Source organism: Rouxiella chamberiensis (assembly GCF_026967475.1).
GTDB lineage: Bacteria > Pseudomonadota > Gammaproteobacteria > Enterobacterales > Enterobacteriaceae > Rouxiella > Rouxiella chamberiensis.
This window is the reverse complement of the sequence record NZ_CP114058.1, coordinates 3,431,004-3,454,880: the sequence shown is the minus strand read 5'-3', so window position 1 is coordinate 3,454,880 and position 23,877 is coordinate 3,431,004. Positions and strand designations below refer to the sequence as shown.

General features: G+C 53.5%; 16 protein-coding genes, 5 tRNA genes and 3 rRNA genes. 21 read left to right on the top strand and 3 right to left on the bottom strand.

The annotated features are described in order from the left end of the window. The first annotated feature begins 26 nt into the window (after positions 1–26). Both ubiD and fre read left to right on the top strand, forming a co-directional pair. Positions 27–1,529 carry a 4-hydroxy-3-polyprenylbenzoate decarboxylase gene (ubiD, locus tag O1V66_RS15995; protein WP_045049723.1) on the top strand — a complete coding sequence of 501 codons (1,503 nt, stop codon included), beginning with the start codon at positions 27–29 and terminating at the stop codon, positions 1,527–1,529. Positions 1,530–1,614: 85 nt separating this feature from the next. After that, positions 1,615–2,316 (top strand): NAD(P)H-flavin reductase, encoded by a 702-nt coding sequence (fre, locus tag O1V66_RS15990; protein WP_045049722.1) that lies wholly within the window; start codon positions 1,615–1,617, stop codon positions 2,314–2,316. A gap of 60 nt (positions 2,317–2,376) precedes the next feature. Here fre and fadA read toward each other — a convergent pair whose 3' ends face one another. After that, the gene (gene fadA / locus O1V66_RS15985; RefSeq protein WP_045049721.1) at positions 2,377–3,540 is read right to left on the bottom strand and encodes an acetyl-CoA C-acyltransferase FadA; all 1,164 of its coding nucleotides are present in this window, start codon (positions 3,538–3,540) and stop codon (positions 2,377–2,379) included. An 11-nt stretch (positions 3,541–3,551) separates the two neighbouring features. Further along, entirely contained in the window at positions 3,552–5,738 is a 2,187-nt protein-coding gene (fadB, locus tag O1V66_RS15980) for a fatty acid oxidation complex subunit alpha FadB (protein ID WP_045049720.1), read from the bottom strand. 200 nt (positions 5,739–5,938) lie between these two features. Here fadB and pepQ point away from each other — a divergent pair, with 200 nt between their 5' ends. The 10 genes from pepQ to birA all read left to right on the top strand — a co-directional run bounded on the left by pepQ (position 5,939) and on the right by birA (position 17,733). Beyond that, on the top strand, positions 5,939–7,270 hold the full coding sequence (gene pepQ / locus O1V66_RS15975) for a Xaa-Pro dipeptidase (RefSeq protein WP_045049719.1): 1,332 nt from the start codon (positions 5,939–5,941) through the stop codon (positions 7,268–7,270). After that, positions 7,270–7,878 carry an IMPACT family protein gene (locus O1V66_RS15970; protein WP_045049718.1) on the top strand — a complete coding sequence of 203 codons (609 nt, stop codon included), beginning with the start codon at positions 7,270–7,272 and terminating at the stop codon, positions 7,876–7,878. Before pepQ ends, O1V66_RS15970 begins: the two co-directional genes overlap by 1 nt. Positions 7,879–7,918: 40 nt before the next feature. Continuing rightward, on the top strand, positions 7,919–9,370 hold the full coding sequence (gene trkH / locus O1V66_RS15965) for a Trk system potassium transporter TrkH (RefSeq protein WP_045049717.1): 1,452 nt from the start codon (positions 7,919–7,921) through the stop codon (positions 9,368–9,370). Positions 9,371–9,406: 36 nt separating this feature from the next. Then, positions 9,407–9,940: a menaquinone-dependent protoporphyrinogen IX dehydrogenase gene (gene hemG, locus O1V66_RS15960; protein WP_045049716.1), complete on the top strand. Its 534-nt coding sequence runs from the start codon at positions 9,407–9,409 to the stop codon at positions 9,938–9,940. A 423-nt stretch (positions 9,941–10,363) separates the two neighbouring features. Next, positions 10,364–11,905, top strand: a 16S ribosomal RNA gene (locus O1V66_RS15955). A gap of 173 nt (positions 11,906–12,078) precedes the next feature. Next, positions 12,079–12,154, top strand: a tRNA-Glu gene (locus O1V66_RS15950). A gap of 236 nt (positions 12,155–12,390) precedes the next feature. Beyond that, a 23S ribosomal RNA gene (locus O1V66_RS15945) occupies positions 12,391–15,295 on the top strand. A 112-nt stretch (positions 15,296–15,407) separates the two neighbouring features. Then, positions 15,408–15,523 (top strand): 5S ribosomal RNA (gene rrf, locus O1V66_RS15940). The 16S, 23S and 5S rRNA genes sit together here with 1 tRNA gene alongside, the layout of an rRNA operon. 216 nt (positions 15,524–15,739) lie before the next feature. After that, positions 15,740–16,777 carry a UDP-N-acetylmuramate dehydrogenase gene (gene murB / locus O1V66_RS15935; protein ID WP_045049873.1) on the top strand — a complete coding sequence of 346 codons (1,038 nt, stop codon included), beginning with the start codon at positions 15,740–15,742 and terminating at the stop codon, positions 16,775–16,777. After that, positions 16,774–17,733: a bifunctional biotin--[acetyl-CoA-carboxylase] ligase/biotin operon repressor BirA gene (gene birA, locus O1V66_RS15930; protein ID WP_045049874.1), complete on the top strand. Its 960-nt coding sequence runs from the start codon at positions 16,774–16,776 to the stop codon at positions 17,731–17,733. The genes murB and birA overlap by 4 nt, the downstream gene beginning before the upstream one ends. A gap of 61 nt (positions 17,734–17,794) precedes the next feature. Here the strand turns inward: birA and coaA are convergent, their stop codons facing one another. Further along, positions 17,795–18,745 (bottom strand): type I pantothenate kinase, encoded by a 951-nt coding sequence (gene coaA, locus O1V66_RS15925; RefSeq protein ID WP_045049875.1) that lies wholly within the window; start codon positions 18,743–18,745, stop codon positions 17,795–17,797. Between the two features lie 454 nt (positions 18,746–19,199). Here coaA and O1V66_RS15920 point away from each other — a divergent pair. The 9 genes from O1V66_RS15920 to rplA all read left to right on the top strand — a co-directional run bounded on the left by O1V66_RS15920 (position 19,200) and on the right by rplA (position 23,620). Further along, positions 19,200–19,275: transfer RNA gene (locus tag O1V66_RS15920), tRNA-Thr, on the top strand. Positions 19,276–19,298: 23 nt separating this feature from the next. After that, positions 19,299–19,383 (top strand) — tRNA-Tyr (locus O1V66_RS15915). A gap of 203 nt (positions 19,384–19,586) precedes the next feature. Further along, a tRNA-Gly gene (locus O1V66_RS15910) sits at positions 19,587–19,661 on the top strand. Between the two features lie 13 nt (positions 19,662–19,674). Next, a tRNA-Thr gene (locus O1V66_RS15905) sits at positions 19,675–19,750 on the top strand. Between the two features lie 109 nt (positions 19,751–19,859). Further along, positions 19,860–21,044, top strand: coding sequence for an elongation factor Tu (gene tuf / locus O1V66_RS15900; RefSeq protein ID WP_269127902.1), 1,185 nt, complete (start codon positions 19,860–19,862; stop codon positions 21,042–21,044). 249 nt (positions 21,045–21,293) lie between these two features. Beyond that, complete coding sequence (gene secE, locus O1V66_RS15895) at positions 21,294–21,677, top strand: preprotein translocase subunit SecE (protein ID WP_045049841.1); 384 nt, start codon at positions 21,294–21,296, stop codon at positions 21,675–21,677. A gap of 1 nt (position 21,678) precedes the next feature. Then, a complete protein-coding gene (nusG, locus tag O1V66_RS15890; RefSeq protein WP_045049840.1) occupies positions 21,679–22,224 on the top strand; it encodes a transcription termination/antitermination protein NusG in 546 nt (181 codons plus the stop codon). A 259-nt stretch (positions 22,225–22,483) separates the two neighbouring features. Beyond that, positions 22,484–22,912, top strand: a complete 429-nt coding sequence (gene rplK, locus O1V66_RS15885; protein WP_045049839.1) for a 50S ribosomal protein L11 — start codon at positions 22,484–22,486, stop codon at positions 22,910–22,912. Between the two features lie 3 nt (positions 22,913–22,915). Continuing rightward, positions 22,916–23,620 carry a 50S ribosomal protein L1 gene (gene rplA, locus O1V66_RS15880; RefSeq protein ID WP_045049838.1) on the top strand — a complete coding sequence of 235 codons (705 nt, stop codon included), beginning with the start codon at positions 22,916–22,918 and terminating at the stop codon, positions 23,618–23,620. The last annotated feature ends 257 nt before the right edge of the window (positions 23,621–23,877 follow it).

The window sequence follows — 23,877 nt, the reverse complement described above, 5'->3', positions numbered from 1 at the left end:
ATAAAACTTATAATGACGTGCCTCGTATGAAATATCGTGACCTGCGTGACTTCCTTGCTCTTCTCGAAAAGCAGGGAGACCTCAAGCGTATCAGCCAGCCCGTTGATCCCTATCTTGAAATGACCGAGATTGCCGATCGGACCCTGCGTGCCGGAGGCCCGGCGCTGCTGTTTGAAAATCCGAAAGGCTATAACATGCCGGTGCTGTGCAATCTTTTCGGCACGCCGGAACGCGTGGCGATGGGCATGGGACAAGATGATGTCAGCGCATTGCGCGACGTCGGCGAGCTGCTGGCGTTTCTGAAAGAGCCTGAGCCACCGCGCGGGTTCCGCGATTTCTACGACAAGATGCCGAAGTTCAAGCAAGTCCTGAACATGCCGACCAAAGTGCTGAGCTCGGCGCCTTGTCAGGAGCAAATCTGGCAGGGCGACGACGTCGATCTGGGCCGCATTCCCGTGATGCATTGCTGGCCGGAAGACGCCGCACCGCTGATAACCTGGGGATTGACGGTCACCCGTGGACCGCACAAGCCACGTCAGAATCTCGGCATTTATCGTCAGCAGGTCCTGGGTAAAAACAAGCTCATCATGCGCTGGTTGTCGCATCGCGGCGGCGCGCTCGATTTCCAGGAGTGGTGCGAGAAGAATCCGGGCAAGCGTTTTCCGGTTTCCGTGGCGCTCGGCGCCGACCCTGCCACCATTCTTGGCGCGGTAACGCCCGTCCCTGACACGCTGTCCGAATATGCCTTCGCCGGTCTGCTGCGCGGCAACAAAACCGAGGTCGTCAAATGTATTTCCAATGACCTCGAAGTCCCCGCCAGCGCTGAAATCGTGCTCGAAGGCTATATCGAGCCGGGCGAGATGGCACCCGAAGGGCCTTACGGCGACCACACAGGCTACTATAATGAAATAGATAGCTTCCCGGTCTTCACCGTGACGCACATTACCCAGCGCAAAGATGCCATCTATCATTCGACCTTTACCGGTCGTCCGCCAGATGAACCGGCGGTGCTGGGTCTGGCATTGAATGAAGTCTTCGTTCCGATTCTGAAAAAGCAGTTTCCGGAAATTGTCGACTTCTATTTGCCGCCGGAGGGTTGCTCCTACCGTCTGGCTGTCGTTACCATGAAGAAGCAGTATGCCGGTCACGCCAAGCGCGTGATGATGGGCGTCTGGTCATTCCTGCGCCAGTTTATGTACACCAAGTTTGTTATTGTGTGTGACGACGATATCAACGCGCGCGACTGGAAGGACGTTATCTGGGCGATTACTACACGTATGGATCCGGCGCGTGACACCGTGTTGGTTGAAAATACGCCCATCGACTATCTCGATTTTGCTTCGCCGGTTTCAGGACTGGGTTCCAAGATGGGGATGGATGCCACCAACAAGTGGCCGGGTGAAACGCAACGCGAATGGGGACGTCCGATTGTCATGGATCCCAAAGTGAGCGACCGTATCGATACCATCTGGGATGAGCTAGACATCTTCAGTAACAGGAAGCCGGGCAACGTTAAGTCTGGCAGGTAAGCATTTCGCTTGGTAAGCGCGACGCGCCACCCGCTCGTCGCCCTTGCCATCAGTATGTAGAATTGATGACCCTCAGAGGGAACGCATGACAATAATGAGCTGTAAAGTGTCCTCAGTTGAGGCCATAACCGACACTGTATATCGGGTTCGCCTGCAACCTGAATCACCTTTTTCATTTCGTGCCGGTCAATATCTGATGGTCGTGATGGATGAGCGCGACAAGCGCCCTTTCTCCATCGCCTCTGTTCCATCGGAAAAAAACTATCTTGAGCTGCACATCGGCGCATCCGAGATGAACCTGTATGCGATGGCGGTGATGGATCGCATCCTGCAGGAACAAACCATTGATGTCGACCTGCCGCACGGTGACGCGTGGCTGCGCGAAGAGGGCGATCGTCCGCTGGTATTGATTGCGGGCGGCACCGGCTTCTCCTACGTGCGCTCCATTCTGATGACGGAGCTGGCGCAGCATCCTGACCGCGATATCTCAATCTACTGGGGCGGTCGCGAGCTGAAGCATCTTTATGATCTCGGCGAGCTTGAAGCCTTGAGCGTGGTGCATCCAAACCTGAAAGTTATTCCGGTGGTCGAGCAGGTTGAAGAAGACTGGCAGGGCAGAAGCGGTAACGTGCTGAGCGCGGTACTTCAGGACTTCGAGTCTTTGAGCGAGCACGATATCTATATCGCCGGTCGTTTCGAAATGGCGAAAGTGGCGCGCGAGCGTTTCTGCGCCGAGCGCGGTGCGCTGGAAGACCGGATGTTTGGCGATGCGTTCGCGTTCATCTGATTCACGGCGACACAACAAAAAGCGGGCCGCAAGCCCGCTTTTTTATGCCCGCGTGCGCGACTAGATTCGTTCGAAGACTGTGGCAATCCCCTGACCCAGGCCGATACACATGGTCGCCACGCCAAACTGCACGTCTTTGCGTTCCATGAGATTCAGCAAGGTTGTGGAGATACGCGCCCCTGAACAGCCCAGCGGGTGACCCAGCGCAATCGCGCCGCCGTTGAGATTCACTTTGTCATCCAGACTCTCCAGCAGGCCGAGATCCTTGATGCACGGCAGCGACTGCGCGGCGAAGGCTTCATTGAGCTCGAAAAGCCCGATGTCCTGCACGCTCAGACCCGCGCGTTTCAGTGCCAGCTGCGTTGCGGGCACCGGTCCATATCCCATAATCGACGGATCACAGCCGACCACCGCCATCGCCCGAATTCTGGCGCGCGGTTCAAGGCCCAACGACGCGGCGCGGGATTCGCTCATGATAAGCATCGCCGAGGCCCCGTCCGACAGAGCCGACGCGCTGCCTGCCGTCACCGTGCCGTTGACCGGATCAAACGCAGGTCGCAGAGCAGCCAGCGAGGACGCCGTGGTTTCCGGGCGGATCACTTCATCGTAATCGAGACTGAACAGCGCGCCGTCGGCGTTATGCCCATAAGTGGCTATGATTTCGTTGGCAAACGCACCTGCCACGGTTGCGGCATGGGCGCGCTGGTGGGAGCGGGCGGCGAACTCATCCTGCATATCGCGGCTGATATTGTGCATTTTGGCCAGCATTTCGGCAGTCAGCCCCATCATGCCCGCGGCTTTCGCCACGGTGCGGCTCAGGCCGGGATGAAAATCCACGCCGTGATTCATCGGTACGTGACCCATATGTTCCACGCCGCCAATCAGGCTGATGTGCGCATCGCCGACCATAATCATGCGCGCCGCATCATGCAGTGCCTGCATGGACGAACCGCAGAGCCGGTTGACGGTCACCGCCGGCACGCTGTGCGGGATTTCAGCCAGCAGCGCGGCGTTGCGGGCAACGTTGAAGCCTTGTTCCAGCGTCTGCTGCACGCAGCCCCAGTAGATGTCGTCGATCGCTTTGGCGTCGAGTGCCGGATTACGGGAAAGCACCGCCCGCATTAGATGCGCGGAGAGGTCTTCGGCACGCACGTTGCGAAAGGCACCGCCTTTGGAGCGGCCCATCGGAGTGCGGACCGCATCGATAATGACTACATTTTCCATGATTTCGGTCCTTATGCCTGACGGCCCATATTGATTTCGGCCAGCGGTTCGGCCTGAGGATAGTAGCGCGCGTTGCTTTCAGCCTTGCGACGCAGCCCCTCGGGTGCCTGATATAGCGGACCAAGGTGCGTATAGGTTTCAGTCAGCGCCAGATATTTCGCACTGCCCAGAGTGTCGAGATAGCGGAACACGCCGCCGTGGAATGGCGGGAAGCCCAAACCGTAAACCAGCGCCATATCCGCTTCGGCCGGACTGGCAATGATGTTTTCTTCCAGACAGCGCACCACTTCGTTGATCATCGGGATCATCATCCGCGCGATAATCTCCTCGCCGCTGAAATCACTGGTCGGCGCGGCGTTATCCAACAGCGTTGCCACGTCGGGATCCTGCTCTTTACGCGGTTTGCCTTTGCTGTCTTCACGATAACGATAGAAACCGAGCTGGTTTTTCTGTCCGAAGCGGTTGGCCTCGAACAGCACGTCGACCACGTCGCGATAGTCTTTCGCCATTCTTTCCGGGAAACCGTGCGCCATGACCGCCTGCGCATGGTGCGCCGTATCAATGCCGACCACGTCCAGCAGATAGGCCGGACCCATCGGCCAGCCAAACTGTTTTTCCATCACTTTATCAACTTGCGTGAAGTCCGCGCCGTCGCGCATCAGCAGGCTGAAGCCGGCAAAGTAGGGGAACAGCACGCGATTGACGAAGAACCCCGGGCAGTCGTTGACCACAATCGGTGTCTTGCCCATCGCCGAGGCATAGGCCACTACGCGAGACAGGGTCTGATCCGACGTTTTGCTGCCGCGAATGATTTCGACCAGCGGCATGCGGTGAACAGGATTAAAGAAATGCATGCCGCAGAAGTTTTCCGGCCGTTTCAGGGCCGCCGCCAGAGTATCGATAGGAATGGTGGAAGTATTGGAGGCCAGTATGGCCTCGTCATTGAGCAGCGCTTCGGCCTCGGCCAGCACGGCGGCCTTGATTTTCGGGTTTTCGACTACGGCTTCGACGACAATCTGCGCGCGCTCGAGCCCGCTGTAGCTTAACGTCGGCTGAATGGTCGAGAGAATCTTCGCCATTTTCTGACCGTCTATCTTGCCGCGCTCCAGCTGCTTGTTGAGCAATTTGCCTGCTTCGTTGATGCCGAGTTGCAGCGATTTTTCGTTGATATCCTTCATGATGACCGGCACGCCTTTCAGCGCGGACTGATAGGCGATACCGCCGCCCATGATCCCTGCGCCCAGCACCGCCGCCTGTTCGGGCTTGCCGTTGCCGCCTGCCCACTTTTTGGCCTTGCCTTTAATAAACTGATCGTTGAGGAAAATGCCGACCAGCGCGCGCGCCTCGGCCGACTGCGCCAACGGCACGAAGCTGCCGGTTTCCAGCGCCAGCGCCTCGTCGCGACCCAGCCTTGCCGCCGCCTCGATAGTTTTCACCGCCGTCATCGGCGCAGGATAGTGTTTGCCCGCCGTTTGCAGCACCATGCTCTTTGCTACACTGAAGCTCATCGTCGCCTCGATACGGCTGAGTTTGAGCGGCAGAAGTTTAGGCTGACGCGCCGCCTTCCAGTCGAGCTTGCCGGCAATGGCGTCGCGCAGCATGGCACGGGCGGCATCATGCAGCTTGTCGTTATTGACGACGGCATCGACCAGCCCGACCTTGAGCGCTTCGGCACCGCCAAGATCCTTGCCCGCAGCAATAATTTCCAGCGCACTGTCGGCACCCAGCAGGCGAGGCAGACGCACCGAACCGCCAAAGCCCGGCATAATGCCGAGTCTGGTTTCGGGTAATCCGATGCGCGTATCGGGCGTGGCGAGGCGAAAATCGGTCGCCAACACACATTCGCAGCCGCCGCCGAGCGCATAGCCGCTAATGGCGGAAAGGGTCGGGACCGGCAAATCTTCCAGCCGATTGAAAATGCCGTTGGCAAACGCCAGCCATTGATGAAGCTTTTCGGCCGGTGCCGTAAACAGGGATAAAAACTCGTTGATGTCTGCGCCGACAATAAACGCGGGTTTGGCGGAGCTTAACAGCAGTCCTTTGAGTTCGCGTTGTTGTTCGAGGACCGTTAGCGCTTCGCCTAGACTGGCCACCGTTTGGGTATCGAGTTTATTTACGGAGCCGGGCGCGTCGAACACCAGCTCGGCAATCCCGTCTTCGAGCCAGTGCAGGTGTAATGTTTCGCCTTGATAGAGCATGTGTGTCTCCTGAATCATCGGGGATCATCTGGTATGACCAGATGAATGGAGTGTGGTTTTTATGTTAATGAATTGCAAACTGGCCGCGCGATATTTGCTGACAAGATCACAAAGCAGGCGGGGCTACGACGCCTGTACGGCTGTGGTAAGATGCGGCATCGTTTTGCATTAATCGTATGAATCCGGTAAAGGACAGGTCGATGGAATCTCTCGCTTCACTCTATAAAGAACATATCGCCGTTTTACAGGCGCGTGCGCAGGAAATATTGCAACGCAATCAGCTGGATGCCTTGCTTATTCACTCCGGTGAACTGCAAATCTCCTTCCTGGACGACTACAGCTATCCGTTCAAGGTCAATCCCCAGTTCAAGGCGTGGGTGCCGGTCACGCAGGTGCCGAACTGCTGGCTGTGGGTAGATGGCGTCAACACGCCGAAGCTGTGGTTCTATTCACCGGTCGATTACTGGCATACCGTCGAGCCGCTGCCGGACGCTTTCTGGACGCAGGACGTCAACGTTCTGCCGCTGACGAAACCGGACGATATCAAGGGTCAACTGCCTGGCGATCTTTCCCGTGTCGCCTACATCGGTTATGGCAAGGAAAGCGCGTTGAAACTCGGCATCTCTGCCGACCATCTGAATCCGAAGGCCGTGCTGGATTACCTGCACTATCACCGCGCCTACAAGACGAAGTACGAAGTGGCCTGCATGCGTGAAGCGCAGAAGTTTGCCGTCAGCGGCCATCGCGCGGCGCACGAGGCGTTTTTGTCCGGCATGAGCGAGTTCGATATTAGCATGGCGTACCTGACGGCGACCGGGCATCGCGAGACGGAAGTGCCCTATGGCAATATTATCGCGCTTAACGAACACGCCGCCGTATTGCACTACACGACCTTGCAGCATCAGCCACCGGCCGAAATGCGCAGTTTCCTCATCGACGCCGGTGCCGAATACAACGGATATGCCGCCGACCTGACTCGTACCTATGCGGCCAATCCCGACAGCGATTTTGCCGCGCTGGTCGCCGACCTGAATAAAGAACAGCTGGCCTTGATTGAGACCATCAAGCCGGGTGTGCGTTATACCGACTATCATGTGCAGATGCATCAGCGTATCGCACGCCTGCTCAAGCAGCATAAGCTGGTGGTCGATATCAGCGAAGAGGCGATGGTCGAGCAGAATCTGACCGGACCTTTCCTGCCGCACGGGCTGGGGCATCCCTTGGGCTTGCAGGTTCACGATGTGGGCGGCTTCATGCAGGACGAGCACGGCACGCATCTGGCCGCGCCGTCGAAATATCCTTATCTGCGCTGTACCCGTATCGTGCAGCCGGGCATGGTGCTGACAATCGAACCGGGGCTGTATTTTATCGAATCGCTGCTGGCGCCGTGGCGCGAAGGCGAATTCAGCCAGCATTTCGACTGGGATAAAATCGAGGCCATGAAACCGTTTGGCGGCATCCGCATCGAGGACAACATTGTTATCCACGATAATCGTGTCGAAAACATGACCCGTGATCTTAAGCTGGCCTGATGCAGCCTTATTCCGTACCCGCTGCACCCGTTGAAGTCAGCGAAGAGATAAAGAAGAGTCGTTTCATTACCTTGCTCGAACCTACGGCAGGCATCGAGGCGGCCAGGGCGTTTATCCAGCAGGTGAAGCAGCAGCATCCGGCTGCGCGACATCACTGCTGGGCCTTTGTGGCCGGTCCGCCTTCTGATTCGCAGCAACTGGGCTTTTCGGACGACGGCGAACCCGCAGGCACGGCGGGTAAACCCATTCTCGGGCAGTTGATGGGCAGCGGGGTCGGAGAAATCACCGCCGTCGTCGTTCGCTACTACGGCGGCATAAAGCTGGGCACCGGCGGACTGGTCAGCGCCTACGGCAACGGGGTCAGGCTGGCATTGGCCGAGTTGAAGGTTATCCAGAAGGTGCCGCAAAGCGAATTTTTATTGCAGTGCGACTATGCGCAGATAGCGATGGTGGAATCGTTATTGCAACAGGTCGGCGGCAGCATTTTACAGAGTGATTACGGTGCGGCGGTCAATCTTCGTCTGGCGTTGCCGACAGTGGACGCGACAGAGATTGCGGATCGGCTGTTCAATCTCAGTCGCGGTTCGCTAACCTTGCAGCCCGTCTGAATTCTTTTTTGTCTATTTATCTGCTGAGGAACGCGCCAGCATGCATTTCCGTGCCATAACCCGCATTGTCGGGGTTCTCGTTATCCTATTCTCCGGAACAATGATTATTCCGGGGATCGTGGCGTTAATTTATAGAGACGGGGCCGGGCGCGCGTTCAGTGAGACGTTTTTCGTTGCGCTGGCCATCGGCCTGCTGCTTTGGGTGCCTAACCGCAAACAGCGTAGCGAGCTCAAACCGCGCGAAGGCTTTCTTATTGTTGTACTGTTCTGGACCGTGCTTGGCAGCGTCGGGGCATTACCTTTCCTGTTTGCGGAGCATCCGCACCTCGGGCTGACCGATGCCTTTTTCGAATCCTTTTCCGGTCTGACGACCACGGGGGCGACAACGCTTGTGGGGCTGGACAGCCTGCCGCACGCCATCCTGTTCTACCGCCAGATGCTGCAATGGTTTGGTGGTATGGGGATCATCGTGTTGGCGGTTGCCATCCTGCCGATACTGGGCGTCGGGGGCATGCAGCTTTATCGTGCCGAAATGCCGGGGCCGCTCAAAGACAACAAGATGCGGCCGCGTATTGCCGAAACGGCAAAAACGCTGTGGTTCATCTATGTTCTGCTGACCGTTGCCTGTGCCTTTTCACTCTGGGGCGCGGGGATGTCGGCTTTCGACGCCATCGGCCACAGTTTCTCGACTATCGCCATCGGCGGCTTTTCGACGCATGATGCGAGCATCGGCTATTTCCACAGTTCGACCATCAACACGATTATTGCGATTTTCCTGCTTATCTCGGGCTGTAACTACGGGTTGCACTTTGCCCTGCTGAGCGGCCGCAACATCAAGGTCTACTGGCGCGACCCCGAATTTCGCATGTATATCGGCGTGCAGCTGACGCTGGTCCTGGTGTGTACGTCCGTGCTCTGGATGCATGACACTTACAGCTCCGGGCTTGAAACCTTGAATCAGGCATTCTTCCAGGTCGTGTCGATGGCAACAACGGCGGGTTACACCACGGACAGCATCTCGCGCTGGCCGCTGTTCCTTCCTCTTCTATTACTCTGTTCGGCATTTATTGGCGGCTGTGCCGGGTCGACGGGCGGCGGATTGAAGGTTATCCGTATCCTGCTGCTTTACCTGCAGGGCTCCCGTGAGTTGAAACGTCTCGTCCACCCGAATGCGGTTTATACCATCAAGCTTGGCAATCGCGCGCTGCCGGAACGTATTCTCGAAGCGGTATGGGGATTCTTCTCGGCCTATGCGCTGGTGTTTATTGTCAGCATGCTGGCTATTGTCGCGACGGGCGTGGATAACTTCTCGGCCTTTGCCGCCGTGACGGCCACGCTGAACAACCTTGGTCCCGGACTCGGCGTGGTGGCCGATAACTTCCAGTCGATGAATCACGTCGCCAAATGGATTCTTATCATGACGATGCTGTTTGGTCGTCTCGAAGTCTTCACCCTTTTAGTCCTGTTTACTCCCACATTCTGGAAAGAGTAGGCAGTAGATGGATTCATATTGAGAAAGGAGTTCGAAATGAAAGCTCTGGTACTTTATTCAAGCCGCGACGGGCAGACTCATGCCATCGCCTCTTATATAGGTAACGTGTTAAGAGAAGAAGGGGAGTGCGACGTCATCGATTTACAGGATGCGGACAAGCTGGACTTGGCGCGTTACGCAAAAGTGATGATTGGCGCTTCCATTCGCTATGGTCATTTCTCGCCACTCCTCGACAAGTTCGCCAAACGTCATGCCGACTTGTTGAATGCCATGCCTTCGGCGTTCTTTTCGGTCAACCTGACGGCACGCAAGCCGGAAAAGCGTACCCCACAGACGAATGCCTATACCCGCAAGTTCCTTTTAAGTACGCCGTGGCAGCCGGCAATGTGCAATGTGTTCGCCGGCGCGCTGCGTTATCCGCGATATGGCTGGCTGGATAAGGTCATGATCCAGTTAATTATGCGAATGACGGGCGGAGAAACGGATACGCGTAAGGAAGTCGAGTACACGGATTGGAATCAGGTAAAGCAGTTTGCCGCCGATTTTGGCAAATTAGCGGTTAAAAAATAGCGATTAAGCCGAGTAAATAGGCGTTTTGTAGAAAAAAGAGACGGTCGGAAAGTTTTTTAAAATAAAGGGTTGCGGCCTTTCGAGAACTCCCTATAATGCGCCTCCACTGACCGGGAACAACGACTCCTCTAACGAGAACCAAGTCGCCGGGTCGGGAAGAGAAAAAGAAAAGTTCGAAAGAAAATTCTTGACTCTTCAGCGGGAAAGCGTATTATGCACCTCCCGCGCCGCATAAGATTCATTGCGAACAGCGGCACTGCTCTTTAACAATTTATCAGACAATCTGTGTGGGCACTCACAAGACGATATCCGCCACCTCGGTGGCAAAAATATCAAGTCTTAGAGTGACCAAGCAGTAATTCATTATGAATGATGTGAAGTAACTTTGAGCATCGCTGCACTTGTTGCAGCAAATCGAACTTTTAATTGAAGAGTTTGATCATGGCTCAGATTGAACGCTGGCGGCAGGCCTAACACATGCAAGTCGAGCGGTAGCACGGGAGAGCTTGCTCTCTGGGTGACGAGCGGCGGACGGGTGAGTAATGTCTGGGAAACTGCCTGATGGAGGGGGATAACTACTGGAAACGGTAGCTAATACCGCATGATGTCGCAAGACCAAAGTGGGGGACCTTCGGGCCTCACGCCATCGGATGTGCCCAGATGGGATTAGCTAGTAGGTGGGGTAATGGCTCACCTAGGCGACGATCCCTAGCTGGTCTGAGAGGATGACCAGCCACACTGGAACTGAGACACGGTCCAGACTCCTACGGGAGGCAGCAGTGGGGAATATTGCACAATGGGCGCAAGCCTGATGCAGCCATGCCGCGTGTGTGAAGAAGGCCTTAGGGTTGTAAAGCACTTTCAGCGAGGAGGAAGGCGTTGTAGTTAATAGCTGCAGCGATTGACGTTACTCGCAGAAGAAGCACCGGCTAACTCCGTGCCAGCAGCCGCGGTAATACGGAGGGTGCAAGCGTTAATCGGAATTACTGGGCGTAAAGCGCACGCAGGCGGTTTGTTAAGTCAGATGTGAAATCCCCGAGCTTAACTTGGGAACTGCATTTGAAACTGGCAAGCTAGAGTCTTGTAGAGGGGGTAGAATTCCAGGTGTAGCGGTGAAATGCGTAGAGATCTGGAGGAATACCGGTGGCGAAGGCGGCCCCCTGGACAAAGACTGACGCTCAGGTGCGAAAGCGTGGGGAGCAAACAGGATTAGATACCCTGGTAGTCCACGCTGTAAACGATGTCGACTTGGAGGTTGTGCCCTTGAGGCGTGGCTTCCGGAGCTAACGCGTTAAGTCGACCGCCTGGGGAGTACGGCCGCAAGGTTAAAACTCAAATGAATTGACGGGGGCCCGCACAAGCGGTGGAGCATGTGGTTTAATTCGATGCAACGCGAAGAACCTTACCTACTCTTGACATCCAGAGAATTCGCTAGAGATAGCTTAGTGCCTTCGGGAACTCTGAGACAGGTGCTGCATGGCTGTCGTCAGCTCGTGTTGTGAAATGTTGGGTTAAGTCCCGCAACGAGCGCAACCCTTATCCTTTGTTGCCAGCGAGTAATGTCGGGAACTCAAAGGAGACTGCCGGTGATAAACCGGAGGAAGGTGGGGATGACGTCAAGTCATCATGGCCCTTACGAGTAGGGCTACACACGTGCTACAATGGCGCATACAAAGAGAAGCGAACTCGCGAGAGCAAGCGGACCTCATAAAGTGCGTCGTAGTCCGGATTGGAGTCTGCAACTCGACTCCATGAAGTCGGAATCGCTAGTAATCGTAGATCAGAATGCTACGGTGAATACGTTCCCGGGCCTTGTACACACCGCCCGTCACACCATGGGAGTGGGTTGCAAAAGAAGTAGGTAGCTTAACCTTCGGGAGGGCGCTTACCACTTTGTGATTCATGACTGGGGTGAAGTCGTAACAAGGTAACCGTAGGGGAACCTGCGGTTGGATCACCTCCTTACCTCAAGATACGCATTGTGCAGTGTCCACACAGATTGTCTGATAGATGTAAACGAGCAAGAGCATCACCATTCGGTGAGGGTAGCGACAAATAACATTGCCGCTCGATTTTTCATGGAAAAATCTCGCCCTTACCGAAATTATCGAATCGGTGATTCGATAGAAAAATTTCGGGTCCCCATCGTCTAGAGGCCTAGGACACTGCCCTTTCACGGCTGTAACAGGGGTTCGAATCCCCTTGGGGACGCCATCGACAACGCGTGAAAGACGTTGTCACCGAGTTTTTGCAAACTCATATCTTAAAGATGACTTCAACGAGTCGTGTTTGAGATATTGCTCTTTAACAATCTGGAACAAGCTGAAAAATTGAAACGCTGCAGCTGAAATCTGCCCCCGTAGAAGTATTGGGTGGAAAGTAACCTGCAGCAGAGTCTCTCAAATAATCACGGCTTCGAACGCGTCTGCAAAGACACCTTCGGGTTGTGAGGTTAAGCGACTAAGCGTACACGGTGGATGCCTAGGCAGTCAGAGGCGATGAAGGGCGTGCTAATCTGCGAAAAGCGTCGGTAAGGTGATATGAACCGTTATACCCGACGATACCCGAATGGGGAAACCCAGTGTGATACGTCACACTATCGCATGGTGAATACATAGCCATGCGAGGCGAACCGGGGGAACTGAAACATCTAAGTACCCCGAGGAAAAGAAATCAACCGAGATTCCCCCAGTAGCGGCGAGCGAACGGGGAACAGCCCAGAACCTGAATCAGTTTGTGCGTTAGTGGAAGCGTCTGGAAGGTCGCAGGGTACAGGGTGATACTCCCGTACACAAAAGCGCACAGATTGTGAGTTCGATGAGTAGGGCGGGACACGTGACATCCTGTCTGAATATGGGGGGACCATCCTCCAAGGCTAAATACTCCTGACTGACCGATAGTGAACCAGTACCGTGAGGGAAAGGCGAAAAGAACCCCGGCGAGGGGAGTGAAATAGAACCTGAAACCGTGTACGTACAAGCAGTGGGAGCACCTTCGTGGTGTGACTGCGTACCTTTTGTATAATGGGTCAGCGACTTATATTTTGTAGCAAGGTTAACCGTATAGGGGAGCCGTAGGGAAACCGAGTCTTAACTGGGCGTCAAGTTGCAAGGTATAGACCCGAAACCCGGTGATCTAGCCATGGGCAGGTTGAAGGTTGGGTAACACTAACTGGAGGACCGAACCGACTAATGTTGAAAAATTAGCGGATGACTTGTGGCTGGGGGTGAAAGGCCAATCAAACCGGGAGATAGCTGGTTCTCCCCGAAAGCTATTTAGGTAGCGCCTCGTGAACTCATCTTCGGGGGTAGAGCACTGTTTCGACTAGGGGGCCATCCCGGCTTACCAACTCGATGCAAACTGCGAATACCGAAGAATGTTATCACGGGAGACACACGGCGGGTGCTAACGTCCGTCGTGAAGAGGGAAACAACCCAGACCGCCAGCTAAGGTCCCAAAGTCATGGTTAAGTGGGAAACGATGTGGGAAGGCATAGACAGCCAGGATGTTGGCTTAGAAGCAGCCATCATTTAAAGAAAGCGTAATAGCTCACTGGTCGAGTCGGCCTGCGCGGAAGATGTAACGGGGCTAAACCATGCACCGAAGCTGCGGCAGCGACGCTTAGGCGTTGTTGGGTAGGGGAGCGTTCTGTAAGCCGTCGAAGGTGGACTGTGAGGTCTGCTGGAGGTATCAGAAGTGCGAATGCTGACATAAGTAACGATAATGCGGGTGAAAAACCCGCACGCCGGAAGACCAAGGGTTCCTGTCCAACGTTAATCGGGGCAGGGTGAGTCGACCCCTAAGGCGAGGCCGAAAGGCGTAGTCGATGGGAAACAGGTTAATATTCCTGTACTCGGTGTTACTGCGAAGGGGGGACGGAGAGGGCTAGGCTGGCCGGGCGACGGTTGTCCCGGTTTAAGCGTGTAGGGGGTGTTCCTGGTAAATCCGGTTCACCTTAACCCCGAGGCGTGATGACGAGTCACTACGGTGATGAAGCAGTTGATGCCGCACTTCCAGGAAAAGCCTCTAAGCATCAGGTAACATTGAATCGTACCCCAAACCGACACAGGTGGTCAGGTAGAGAATACTCAGGCGCTTGAGAGAACTCGGGTGAAGGAACTAGGCAAAATGGTGCCGTAACTTCGGGAGAAGGCACGCTGTCGCTAGGTGGAGGAACTTGCTTCCCGAGCCGAAGACAGTCGAAGATACCAGCTGGCTGCAACTGTTTAATAAAAACACAGCACTGTGCAAACACGAAAGTGGACGTATACGGTGTGACGCCTGCCCGGTGCCGGAAGGTTAATTGATGGGGTTATCCGCAAGGAGAAGCTCTTGATCGAAGCCCCGGTAAACGGCGGCCGTAACTATAACGGTCCTAAGGTAGCGAAATTCCTTGTCGGGTAAGTTCCGACCTGCACGAATGGCGTAATGATGGCCAGGCTGTCTCCACCCGAGACTCAGTGAAATTGAACTCGCTGTGAAGATGCAGTGTACCCGCGGCAAGACGGAAAGACCCCGTGAACCTTTACTATAGCTTGACACTGAACATTGAGCCTTGATGTGTAGGATAGGTGGGAGGCTTTGAAGCGTGGACGCCAGTCTGCGTGGAGCCAACCTTGAAATACCACCCTTTAATGTTTGATGTTCTAACTCGGCCCCGTAATCCGGGGTGAGGACAGTGTCTGGTGGGTAGTTTGACTGGGGCGGTCTCCTCCCAAAGAGTAACGGAGGAGCACGAAGGTTAGCTAATCACGGTCGGACATCGTGAGGTTAGTGCAATGGCATAAGCTAGCTTGACTGCGAGAGTGACGGCTCGAGCAGGTACGAAAGTAGGTCATAGTGATCCGGTGGTTCTGAATGGAAGGGCCATCGCTCAACGGATAAAAGGTACTCCGGGGATAACAGGCTGATACCGCCCAAGAGTTCATATCGACGGCGGTGTTTGGCACCTCGATGTCGGCTCATCACATCCTGGGGCTGAAGTAGGTCCCAAGGGTACGGCTGTTCGCCGTTTAAAGTGGTACGCGAGCTGGGTTTAGAACGTCGTGAGACAGTTCGGTCCCTATCTGCCGTGGGCGTTGGAAGATTGAGAGGGGCTGCTCCTAGTACGAGAGGACCGGAGTGGACGCATCACTGGTGTTCGGGTTGTCATGCCAATGGCATTGCCCGGTAGCTAAATGCGGAAAAGATAAGCGCTGAAAGCATCTAAGCGCGAAACTTGCCTCGAGATGAGTCTTCCCTGGGGCTATAAGCCCCCTGAAGGGACGTTTAAGACCAAGACGTTGATAGGCTGGGTGTGTAAGTGCAGCGATGCATTGAGCTAACCAGTACTAATGACCCGTGAGGCTTAACCTTACAACACCGAAGGTGTTTTGAAGAGACGCAGTTTTAACTATCAGCTTGTTCGAAGATTGGTTTTCATGGCCGGCCCGCAGTAGGGGAAGGCGGTGAAAATAAACAGAATTTGCCTGGCGGCAGTAGCGCGGTGGTCCCACCTGACCCCATGCCGAACTCAGAAGTGAAACGCCGTAGCGCCGATGGTAGTGTGGGGTCTCCCCATGCGAGAGTAGGGAACTGCCAGGCATCAAACAAACGGAAAAACCTCAGTCGAAAGACTGGGGTTTTTTTGTGTCTGTAAAGCATGAAAAACCCCAGGGAAAGGCCCCCGTCTCTCGACGCGGGCTTTTTATTGCGCAATATCATCTCTTTCCGAGCATAAGTCGCCAAAAACATTCGCGTCAGCCTGATCAGGATCGGGTAAACTAGAGTCAATTAAGCCACGAATGAGTAAAACGCGTTATGTCGAGCCCCGTCACATCATTAAAATCACTGAATACTTTTTCTATTGAGGCGCAGGCGTCACAAATTATCACCGCAACGCGTAGTGAGCACCTGACCAAAGCCTGGCAATTGGCCAAAGAAAATCAGCAACCTCTCCTCCTGCTGGGCGAGGGGAGCAATGTCTTGTTCCTTGAAGACTTTGCCGGTATCGTCGCCGTAAACCGGATAAAAGGCATAGAAATCACTCAAAATGACAGCGAATGGATGCTGCATGTGGGTGCAGGCGAAAACTGGCATCAACTGGTTTGCCACACCCTCGAGAACAATATCGGCGGGCTTGAAAATCTCGCGCTTATCCCTGGATGTGTGGGTTCCGCCCCTATTCAGAATATCGGTGCCTACGGCATTGAGCTGCAAAGCCTGTGTGATTATGTCGATCTCCTTAATCTCGATACAGGAGAAGTGCTGCGGTTAGCTGCCATCGATTGCCTGTTCGGCTATCGTGAAAGTATCTTCAAGCATGCATACCGTGAAGGTTTTGCGATTGTGGGCGTAGGTTTACGCCTGCCAAAACAGTGGCAACCCAAGCTGACCTACGGCGATTTGACGCGTCTGGACCCTGCAACGGTCACGCCACGCCAGATTTTCGACTCAGTCTGTGCCATGCGCCGCAGCAAACTGCCCGATCCTGCGAAAACCGGGAATGCGGGAAGTTTCTATAAAAATCCCCTTGTTGAGTCAGCCAGCGTCGACACCCTGCTGAAACAGTATCCTTCCATGCCGTTTTATCCGCAGGCTGACGGCAAAGCCAAGCTTGCGGCAGGCTGGCTGGTAGAGCAGGCCGGTTTAAAAGGCTTTCGTCTCGGCGGGGCGGCGGTGCATCAGCAACAGGCTCTGGTGTTGATAAATCAGGAAAACGCTACTAGTCAGGATGTGGTAAACCTTGCCCGCCATGTTAGAAACGCGGTCGCCGAGAAGTTTTCTATCTGGCTGGAGCCGGAAGTACGCTTCATCTCTGCCAAAGGTGAAGTGAACGCCGTTGAGGCGCTGTCATGAAAGACATCACCGTTCCGCTGCGCCTTGTAGCCATTTTGTCCGACGGCGAGTTTCACTCGGGTGAACAGCTGGGCACTGAATTGGGCATGAGCCGGGCGGCTATCAACAAACATATTCAGACCGCCCGTGAATGGGGTCTGGATATCTTCACCGTGCCCGGTAAAGGCTATAAGCTTCCCGCTGCCATTCAACTTCTGGATAAAGACAAGATTCTGGCCGCCTTGCCGGAAGGCAATGTCGACGTGTTACCCGTGATCGACTCCACCAACCAGTATTTGCAGGACCGCATTAGTCAGCTTCGCTCGGGCGATGCCTGTGTCGCCGAGTATCAGCAGGCGGGAAGGGGACGTCGCGGCCGTCAGTGGTTTTCTCCTTTTGGCTCTAATCTCTATCTTTCCATGTACTGGAAGCTGGATCAGGGACCCGCCGCGGCAATGGGTCTGAGTCTGGTTATCGGGATTGTCACGGCCGAAGTTATGCAGCAGCTCGGTGCACGCGATGTTCGCGTTAAATGGCCGAACGACTTGTATCTCAAGGATCGCAAGCTGGCCGGTATTCTGGTTGAATTAACGGGTAAAACCGGTGATGCGGCACATCTGGTGATTGGCGCCGGTATTAATCTGCGAATGCGCGAACCCGCGCCCGATGTGATTAACCAGGGCTGGATTAACTTGCAGGAAGCCGGTATCGACATCGATCGCAATGAACTGACGGTGACGCTATTGCGCGAATTACGGGCTGCGTTGCGTAAATTCGAGCAGGAAGGGCTGGCATCCTTTGTTCCGCGTTGGCGTAATCTGGATAACTTTATCGATCGCCCGGTAAAACTGCTGATTGGCGATAAAGAAATACACGGCATCGAACGTGGGATAGACCCGCAGGGCGCGCTGTTATTAGAGTTGGACGGAGAAATAAAAACTTTTATCGGCGGCGAAATATCGCTGCGCGGCAGATAATAAACCGCTAAATAATTTGCCAAAAAATAAGGGGCAATATAGCCCCTTAATAATACCTGATTTATTTCCGCAGTCTGACGTTTTCTACCGCGTGATTGGCGCTCTTCGTCATTATCAAACTGGCTCTTTCACGAGTAGGTAAGATATTTTCTTTTAAATTCAATCCATTAATTTCATTCCACAGACCGGTTGCGATCTGAATCGCCTCTTGTTCAGGCAACTTGGAATAATGGTGGAAATAAGAATCGGGATCGGAAAACGCGCCTTGTCGGAATTTCAGGAAGCGGTTGATATACCAGCTTTGTAATAGATCTTCGGGCGCATCGACATAAATAGAGAAATCAACAAAGTCTGAAACAAATACACGATGCGGATCATGGGGATAATCCATTCCGCTCTGCAAGACGTTCAAACCTTCAAGAATCAGAATGTCAGGCTGGTTAATCACTTTATTGCCGTCGGGGATGACATCGTAGGTCAGGTGCGAATAGACCGGAACGCTGACATTTTTGGCCCCCGATTTAACTTCGGAGACAAACTTGACCAGCTGATGAATGTCATAGGACTGCGGGAACCCCTTCTTCTTCATGATCCCGCGCTCCTGGAGCGTCTGATTGGGATACAGGAAGCCGTCAGTCGTGACCAGTTCCACACTGCGATGTTCCGGCCAGCGGCTTAACAGGGCCTGCAACACGCGCGCTGTCGTACTCTTGCCTACCGCCACGCTGCCGGCGATGCCGATAATATAGGGGATCTTCTGTCCGTTGGTGCCGAGAAACTGCTCGAGCACAGCCTGGCGACGAAGATTGGAACTGATATAGAAATTAAGTAGACGTGAAAGCGGCAGGTAAATCTGCGCCACTTCTTCAAGAGACAGGTCCTCGTTGATACCCTTCAGTTTCATGATTTCCGCTTCTTTGAGCGTTAATGGCACTGAATCGCGTAGGGCTGCCCATTGCTTCCTGTCGAACTGTAGGTAAGGGGTTGCCAAAGATAAGTCTCTTTTCTTCATAAGTTAAAGTCTGCCTGTTAGCGCAGGTCAGGAAAGGCGCTCACGCCAACTCCAGACAGTAAACCAGCTGGCTATTATAGACAGCTTGCTATAAGCCGTAGACCTTTTTCTTATTTAGTTAGCGAATTCTTTGATTGAAGTAGAGCATTTGTGAAAATGCTTGAAAGATGGCGTTTTTTTGAACAAAAGCACAGCGCGGCAGCGAGATGGAGTCAGTTTTCCCGATATTTTTTCTGTTCTTTTAAGAAAGAGCAGGGCATTTTCACGTTCGCGACAATCAGTAGATGATAAATAATGCCTGTCTGCTGTCTAAAAAATCGTCCCGGTTGATTGCTCTTTAAACGATATTCAACCTAAAAACACCATTTTGAATAAAACGTGAGCTAACGAACAATTTTCTTTATTTTTTTATTGCATACCCCGCCAAGTCCCCATAGAATGCGCAGCACTTGATGCCGGCTTAGCTCAGTTGGTAGAGCAACTGACTTGTAATCAGTAGGTCACCAGTTCGATTCCGGTAGCCGGCACCATCAAGTACTTAGCAAAAAAATTAGGTGGGGTTCCCGAGCGGCCAAAGGGAGCAGACTGTAAATCTGCCGTCATCGACTTCGAAGGTTCGAATCCTTCCCCCACCACCATCTTCCTCTGCGAGGTCGAAACAGCGAAAGCTGAATCAACCAGCCAGCAGAGTGAAAGATGAAAAATTATTAACCTTGAGTTCCAAGCATTCGTTCTGACGAAACTGCAAGGGTCTTGAGGTGAAGGTGCGGAATTAAGTGTTTCATCGCCTTGTCCCCACCTTGATGTTCTTCAGAAAAATCAGGTAGCCGGGTTCTAGGATGCGGGCATCGTATAATGGCTATTACCTCAGCCTTCCAAGCTGATGATGTGGGTTCGATTCCCACTGCCCGCTCCAACTAACTAGATGTGCTGATATAGCTCAGTTGGTAGAGCGCACCCTTGGTAAGGGTGAGGTCGGCAGTTCGAATCTGCCTATCAGCACCACTTCTAAATTCCTCTCCCCTGATTTTCTTCTGAAACTTGATTCAAACAAGCATTTGCTTGGTTGATGTGGTGATACCACCGATCTAACCGTGTCTCAGAGGGACAATCGATGTCTAAAGAAAAGTTTGAACGTTCTAAACCGCACGTCAACGTTGGTACTATCGGCCACGTTGACCACGGTAAAACTACCCTGACTGCTGCTATCACCACCGTACTGGCTAAAACCTACGGCGGTTCTGCGCGCGCATTCGACCAGATCGATAACGCACCAGAAGAAAAAGCACGTGGTATCACCATCAACACTTCCCACGTTGAGTATGACACCCCGACTCGTCACTACGCGCACGTTGACTGCCCAGGGCACGCCGACTACGTGAAAAACATGATCACCGGTGCTGCTCAGATGGACGGCGCTATCCTGGTTGTTGCTGCAACTGATGGCCCTATGCCACAGACTCGCGAGCACATCCTGCTGGGTCGTCAGGTTGGCGTTCCTTTCATCATCGTATTCATGAACAAATGTGACATGGTTGATGACGAAGAGCTGCTGGAACTGGTAGAAATGGAAGTGCGTGAACTTCTGTCTGCCTACGACTTCCCTGGTGATGATCTGCCGGTTGTTCGTGGTTCAGCGCTGAAAGCACTGGAAGGCGACGCTGAGTGGGAAGCTAAAATCATCGAGCTGGCCGGTCACCTGGATTCTTACATCCCGGAACCAGAGCGCGCGATCGACAAGCCATTCCTGCTGCCAATCGAAGACGTATTCTCCATCTCCGGCCGTGGTACCGTTGTTACCGGTCGTGTAGAGCGCGGTATCGTTAAAGTTGGCGAAGAAGTTGAAATCGTTGGTATCAAAGACACCGTCAAGTCTACCTGTACCGGTGTTGAAATGTTCCGTAAACTGCTTGACGAAGGTCGTGCAGGCGAGAACGTAGGTGTTCTGCTGCGTGGTATCAAGCGTGAAGACATCGAACGTGGTCAGGTACTGGCTAAACCAGGTTCCATCAAGCCACACACCAAATTTGACTCGGAAGTGTATATCCTGAGCAAAGACGAAGGCGGCCGTCATACTCCGTTCTTCAAAGGCTACCGTCCACAGTTCTACTTCCGTACTACTGACGTGACCGGTACCATCGAACTGCCAGAAGGCGTCGAGATGGTTATGCCTGGTGACAACGTGAACATGGTTGTTACCCTGATCCACCCAATCGCAATGGACGACGGTCTGCGTTTCGCAATCCGTGAAGGCGGCCGTACCGTTGGTGCAGGTGTTGTTGCTAAAGTTATCGCTTAATCGCTGATAGTTTTTTGTCACTTTACGTTGACGCAACACACACTAAAAGGGCATCATTCGATGCCCTTTTTTCTACGCTATAACGCCAGAACCTATCTCATCAGCGATTTATGCGTCATAATCATTGGTGAGATAGGCTCTCAGAAATAGCGTAAACACCGAGTGTACGTTCTCGCCTACAATCGGTTTGGTTTGCCTCGCAATGCGAGGCAAAGTTGTTTGTTCTGATTCATTGTGACGGGTTGGTTTATGAGTGCGAATACCGAGGCTCAAGGGAGCGGGCGCGGCCTGGAAGCGGTTAAGTGGATTGTCGTTGCCGTTTTACTGGTCGTAGCTATTGTCGGTAACTATTATTACCGTGCATACAGCCTGCCGTTACGTGCGTTGGCCGTTGTCGTGGTTATTGCTATTGCAGGTGCAGTGGCTCTGATGACCATGAAAGGCAAGTCAACCGTCGCGTTTGCGCGCGAAGCACGTACAGAAGTACGTAAAGTTATTTGGCCTACACGCCAGGAAACATTGCATACCACACTGATCGTGGCTGCTGTTACGGCAGTAATGTCACTGATTCTTTGGGGCCTGGATGGTATACTGGTCCGTCTGGTATCCTTCATCACTGGCTTGAGGTTCTAAAATGTCTGAAGCACCTAAAAAACGTTGGTACGTCGTTCAGGCGTTTTCTGGCTTTGAAGGCCGCGTAGCGAAATCGCTGGCCGAGCACATCAAACTGCACGACATGGAAGAGCTGTTTGGCGAAGTCATGGTTCCTACCGAGGAAGTCGTTGAAATCCGCGGTGGCCAGCGTCGTAAAAGCGAACGTAAATTCTTCCCGGGCTACGTGCTGGTTCAGATGGTGATGAACGACGCCAGCTGGCACCTTGTTCGCAGCGTCCCGCGTGTGATGGGCTTCATTGGCGGTACTTCGGATCGTCCAGCGCCTATCAGCGACAAAGAAGTTGATGCGATCATGAACCGTTTGCAGCAGGTTGGCGATAAGCCGCGTCCTAAAACGCTGTTCGAACCGGGCGAACTGGTCCGTGTCAACGATGGTCCTTTTGCAGACTTCAACGGCGTTGTCGAAGAAGTGGATTATGAAAAAAGCCGCCTGAAAGTGTCTGTTTCCATCTTTGGCCGTGCTACTCCGGTCGAGCTGGACTTCGGTCAGGTCGAGAAGGGCTAAACCCCTTGCCCACGCTTTCGAGCACTGGGTAAAAAATCTCCGGTTTCAGGTGTTGTATGAGGCGCGAAATTAAACTATAATTTCGCGCCTTTTGTTTTTATGGCTAACAAAAATGTTGAACGTCGGTCCTTGAGATTGACGACGATGTGGCTGTCGGGCGTAAAACAGATGCTTAAACAAAGTATCGACAGCGAAAGCTATCAAATATCACGGGGAGCCTCTTCAAACAGGCGCTAACACCCAACTGAGGAAGATTAACATGGCAAAGAAAGTACAAGCCTACGTCAAGCTGCAAGTTGCAGCCGGCGCTGCTAACCCAAGTCCACCGGTAGGTCCGGCACTGGGTCAGCAAGGTGTTAACATCATGGAATTCTGTAAGGCGTTCAATGCTAAGACTGAAAGCATTGAGAAAGGTCTGCCGATCCCTGTTGTTATTACCGTTTACTCTGACCGTTCTTTCACCTTCGTTACCAAAACCCCTCCTGCAGCAGTTCTGCTGAAGAAAGCGGCTGGTATCAAGTCTGGTTCCGGCAAGCCGAACAAAGACAAAGTAGGTAAAGTAACGACTGCTCAGGTTCGTGAAATCGCAGAAACCAAAGCTGCGGACATGACTGGTTCTGACGTGGAAGCAATGGTTCGCTCCATCGAAGGTACCGCTCGTTCCATGGGCCTGGTAGTAGAGGGATAAGAAATGGCTAAGCTGACCAAGCGCATGCGCGTGATCCGTGACAAAGTTGAGTCTACCAAACAGTACGACATCAACGAAGCTGTTGCCCTGCTCAAAGAGCTGGCTACTGCTAAATTCGTAGAAAGCGTTGACGTTGCCGTAAACCTCGGCATCGACGCTCGTAAATCAGACCAAAACGTTCGTGGCGCTACCGTTCTGCCACACGGCACCGGTCGTTCCGTTCGCGTTGCCGTATTTGCCCAGGGCGCAAACGCCGAAGCTGCTAAAGCTGCAGGCGCAGAGCTGGTAGGTATGGAAGATCTGGCTGACCAGATCAAGAAAGGCGAAATGAACTTCGACGTTGTTATCGCATCTCCAGATGCAATGCGCGTTGTCGGTCAACTGGGCCAGGTTCTGGGTCCACGCGGTCTGATGCCAAACCCTAAAGTTGGTACTGTAACTCCTAACGTTGCCGAAGCAGTCAAGAACGCCAAAGCAGGTCAGGTTCGTTATCGTAACGACAAAAACGGCATCATTCACACCACCATCGGTAAGGTTGACTTCGACGCTGACAAGCTGAAAGAAAACCTGGAAGCCCTGCTGGTTGCATTGAAGAAAGCCAAGCCTTCACAGGCAAAAGGCGTGTTCATCAAGAAAGTAAGCCTGTCCACCACCATGGGCGCTGGCGTTGCTGTTGATCAGAGCGGCCTGTCAGCATCTGTTGCCTAACTTTTAGTTAGATTAAGCACAGCTGCTATTATCGCTTTACGTGGGCGATAGATTTGTCTAAAATCTATCCCCCGTTCGTTTTGTAAAAAGCGATAGCGTTTCGGTGACACGAAACCAAGAATTTTTCGGTTGGAGCCTGGCCTATCCAGGCCTCCGTCCAAGACCGCAGGAGTCTTGCAAAAGACTTAATACTTCCTGCGTAGACGGTGACAGAGCCTGAATAAAAATTTTTCTTTTTAAGAATAGTTTTGCTGGAT

Coding starts and splice junctions, on each gene's coding strand:
- rplK (WP_045049839.1), top strand. CDS start 22,484: ATGGCAAAGAAAGTACAAGCCTACGTCAAGCTGCAAGTTGCAGCCGGC.
- trkH (WP_045049717.1), top strand. CDS start 7,919: ATGCATTTCCGTGCCATAACCCGCATTGTCGGGGTTCTCGTTATCCTA.
- ubiD (WP_045049723.1), top strand. CDS start 27: ATGAAATATCGTGACCTGCGTGACTTCCTTGCTCTTCTCGAAAAGCAG.
- fadB (WP_045049720.1), bottom strand. CDS start 5,738: ATGCTCTATCAAGGCGAAACATTACACCTGCACTGGCTCGAAGACGGG.
- secE (WP_045049841.1), top strand. CDS start 21,294: ATGAGTGCGAATACCGAGGCTCAAGGGAGCGGGCGCGGCCTGGAAGCG.
- hemG (WP_045049716.1), top strand. CDS start 9,407: ATGAAAGCTCTGGTACTTTATTCAAGCCGCGACGGGCAGACTCATGCC.
- coaA (WP_045049875.1), bottom strand. CDS start 18,745: ATGAAGAAAAGAGACTTATCTTTGGCAACCCCTTACCTACAGTTCGAC.
- birA (WP_045049874.1), top strand. CDS start 16,774: ATGAAAGACATCACCGTTCCGCTGCGCCTTGTAGCCATTTTGTCCGAC.
- murB (WP_045049873.1), top strand. CDS start 15,740: ATGTCGAGCCCCGTCACATCATTAAAATCACTGAATACTTTTTCTATT.
- pepQ (WP_045049719.1), top strand. CDS start 5,939: ATGGAATCTCTCGCTTCACTCTATAAAGAACATATCGCCGTTTTACAG.
- rplA (WP_045049838.1), top strand. CDS start 22,916: ATGGCTAAGCTGACCAAGCGCATGCGCGTGATCCGTGACAAAGTTGAG.
- fadA (WP_045049721.1), bottom strand. CDS start 3,540: ATGGAAAATGTAGTCATTATCGATGCGGTCCGCACTCCGATGGGCCGC.
- nusG (WP_045049840.1), top strand. CDS start 21,679: ATGTCTGAAGCACCTAAAAAACGTTGGTACGTCGTTCAGGCGTTTTCT.
- O1V66_RS15970 (WP_045049718.1), top strand. CDS start 7,270: ATGCAGCCTTATTCCGTACCCGCTGCACCCGTTGAAGTCAGCGAAGAG.
- tuf (WP_269127902.1), top strand. CDS start 19,860: ATGTCTAAAGAAAAGTTTGAACGTTCTAAACCGCACGTCAACGTTGGT.
- fre (WP_045049722.1), top strand. CDS start 1,615: ATGACAATAATGAGCTGTAAAGTGTCCTCAGTTGAGGCCATAACCGAC.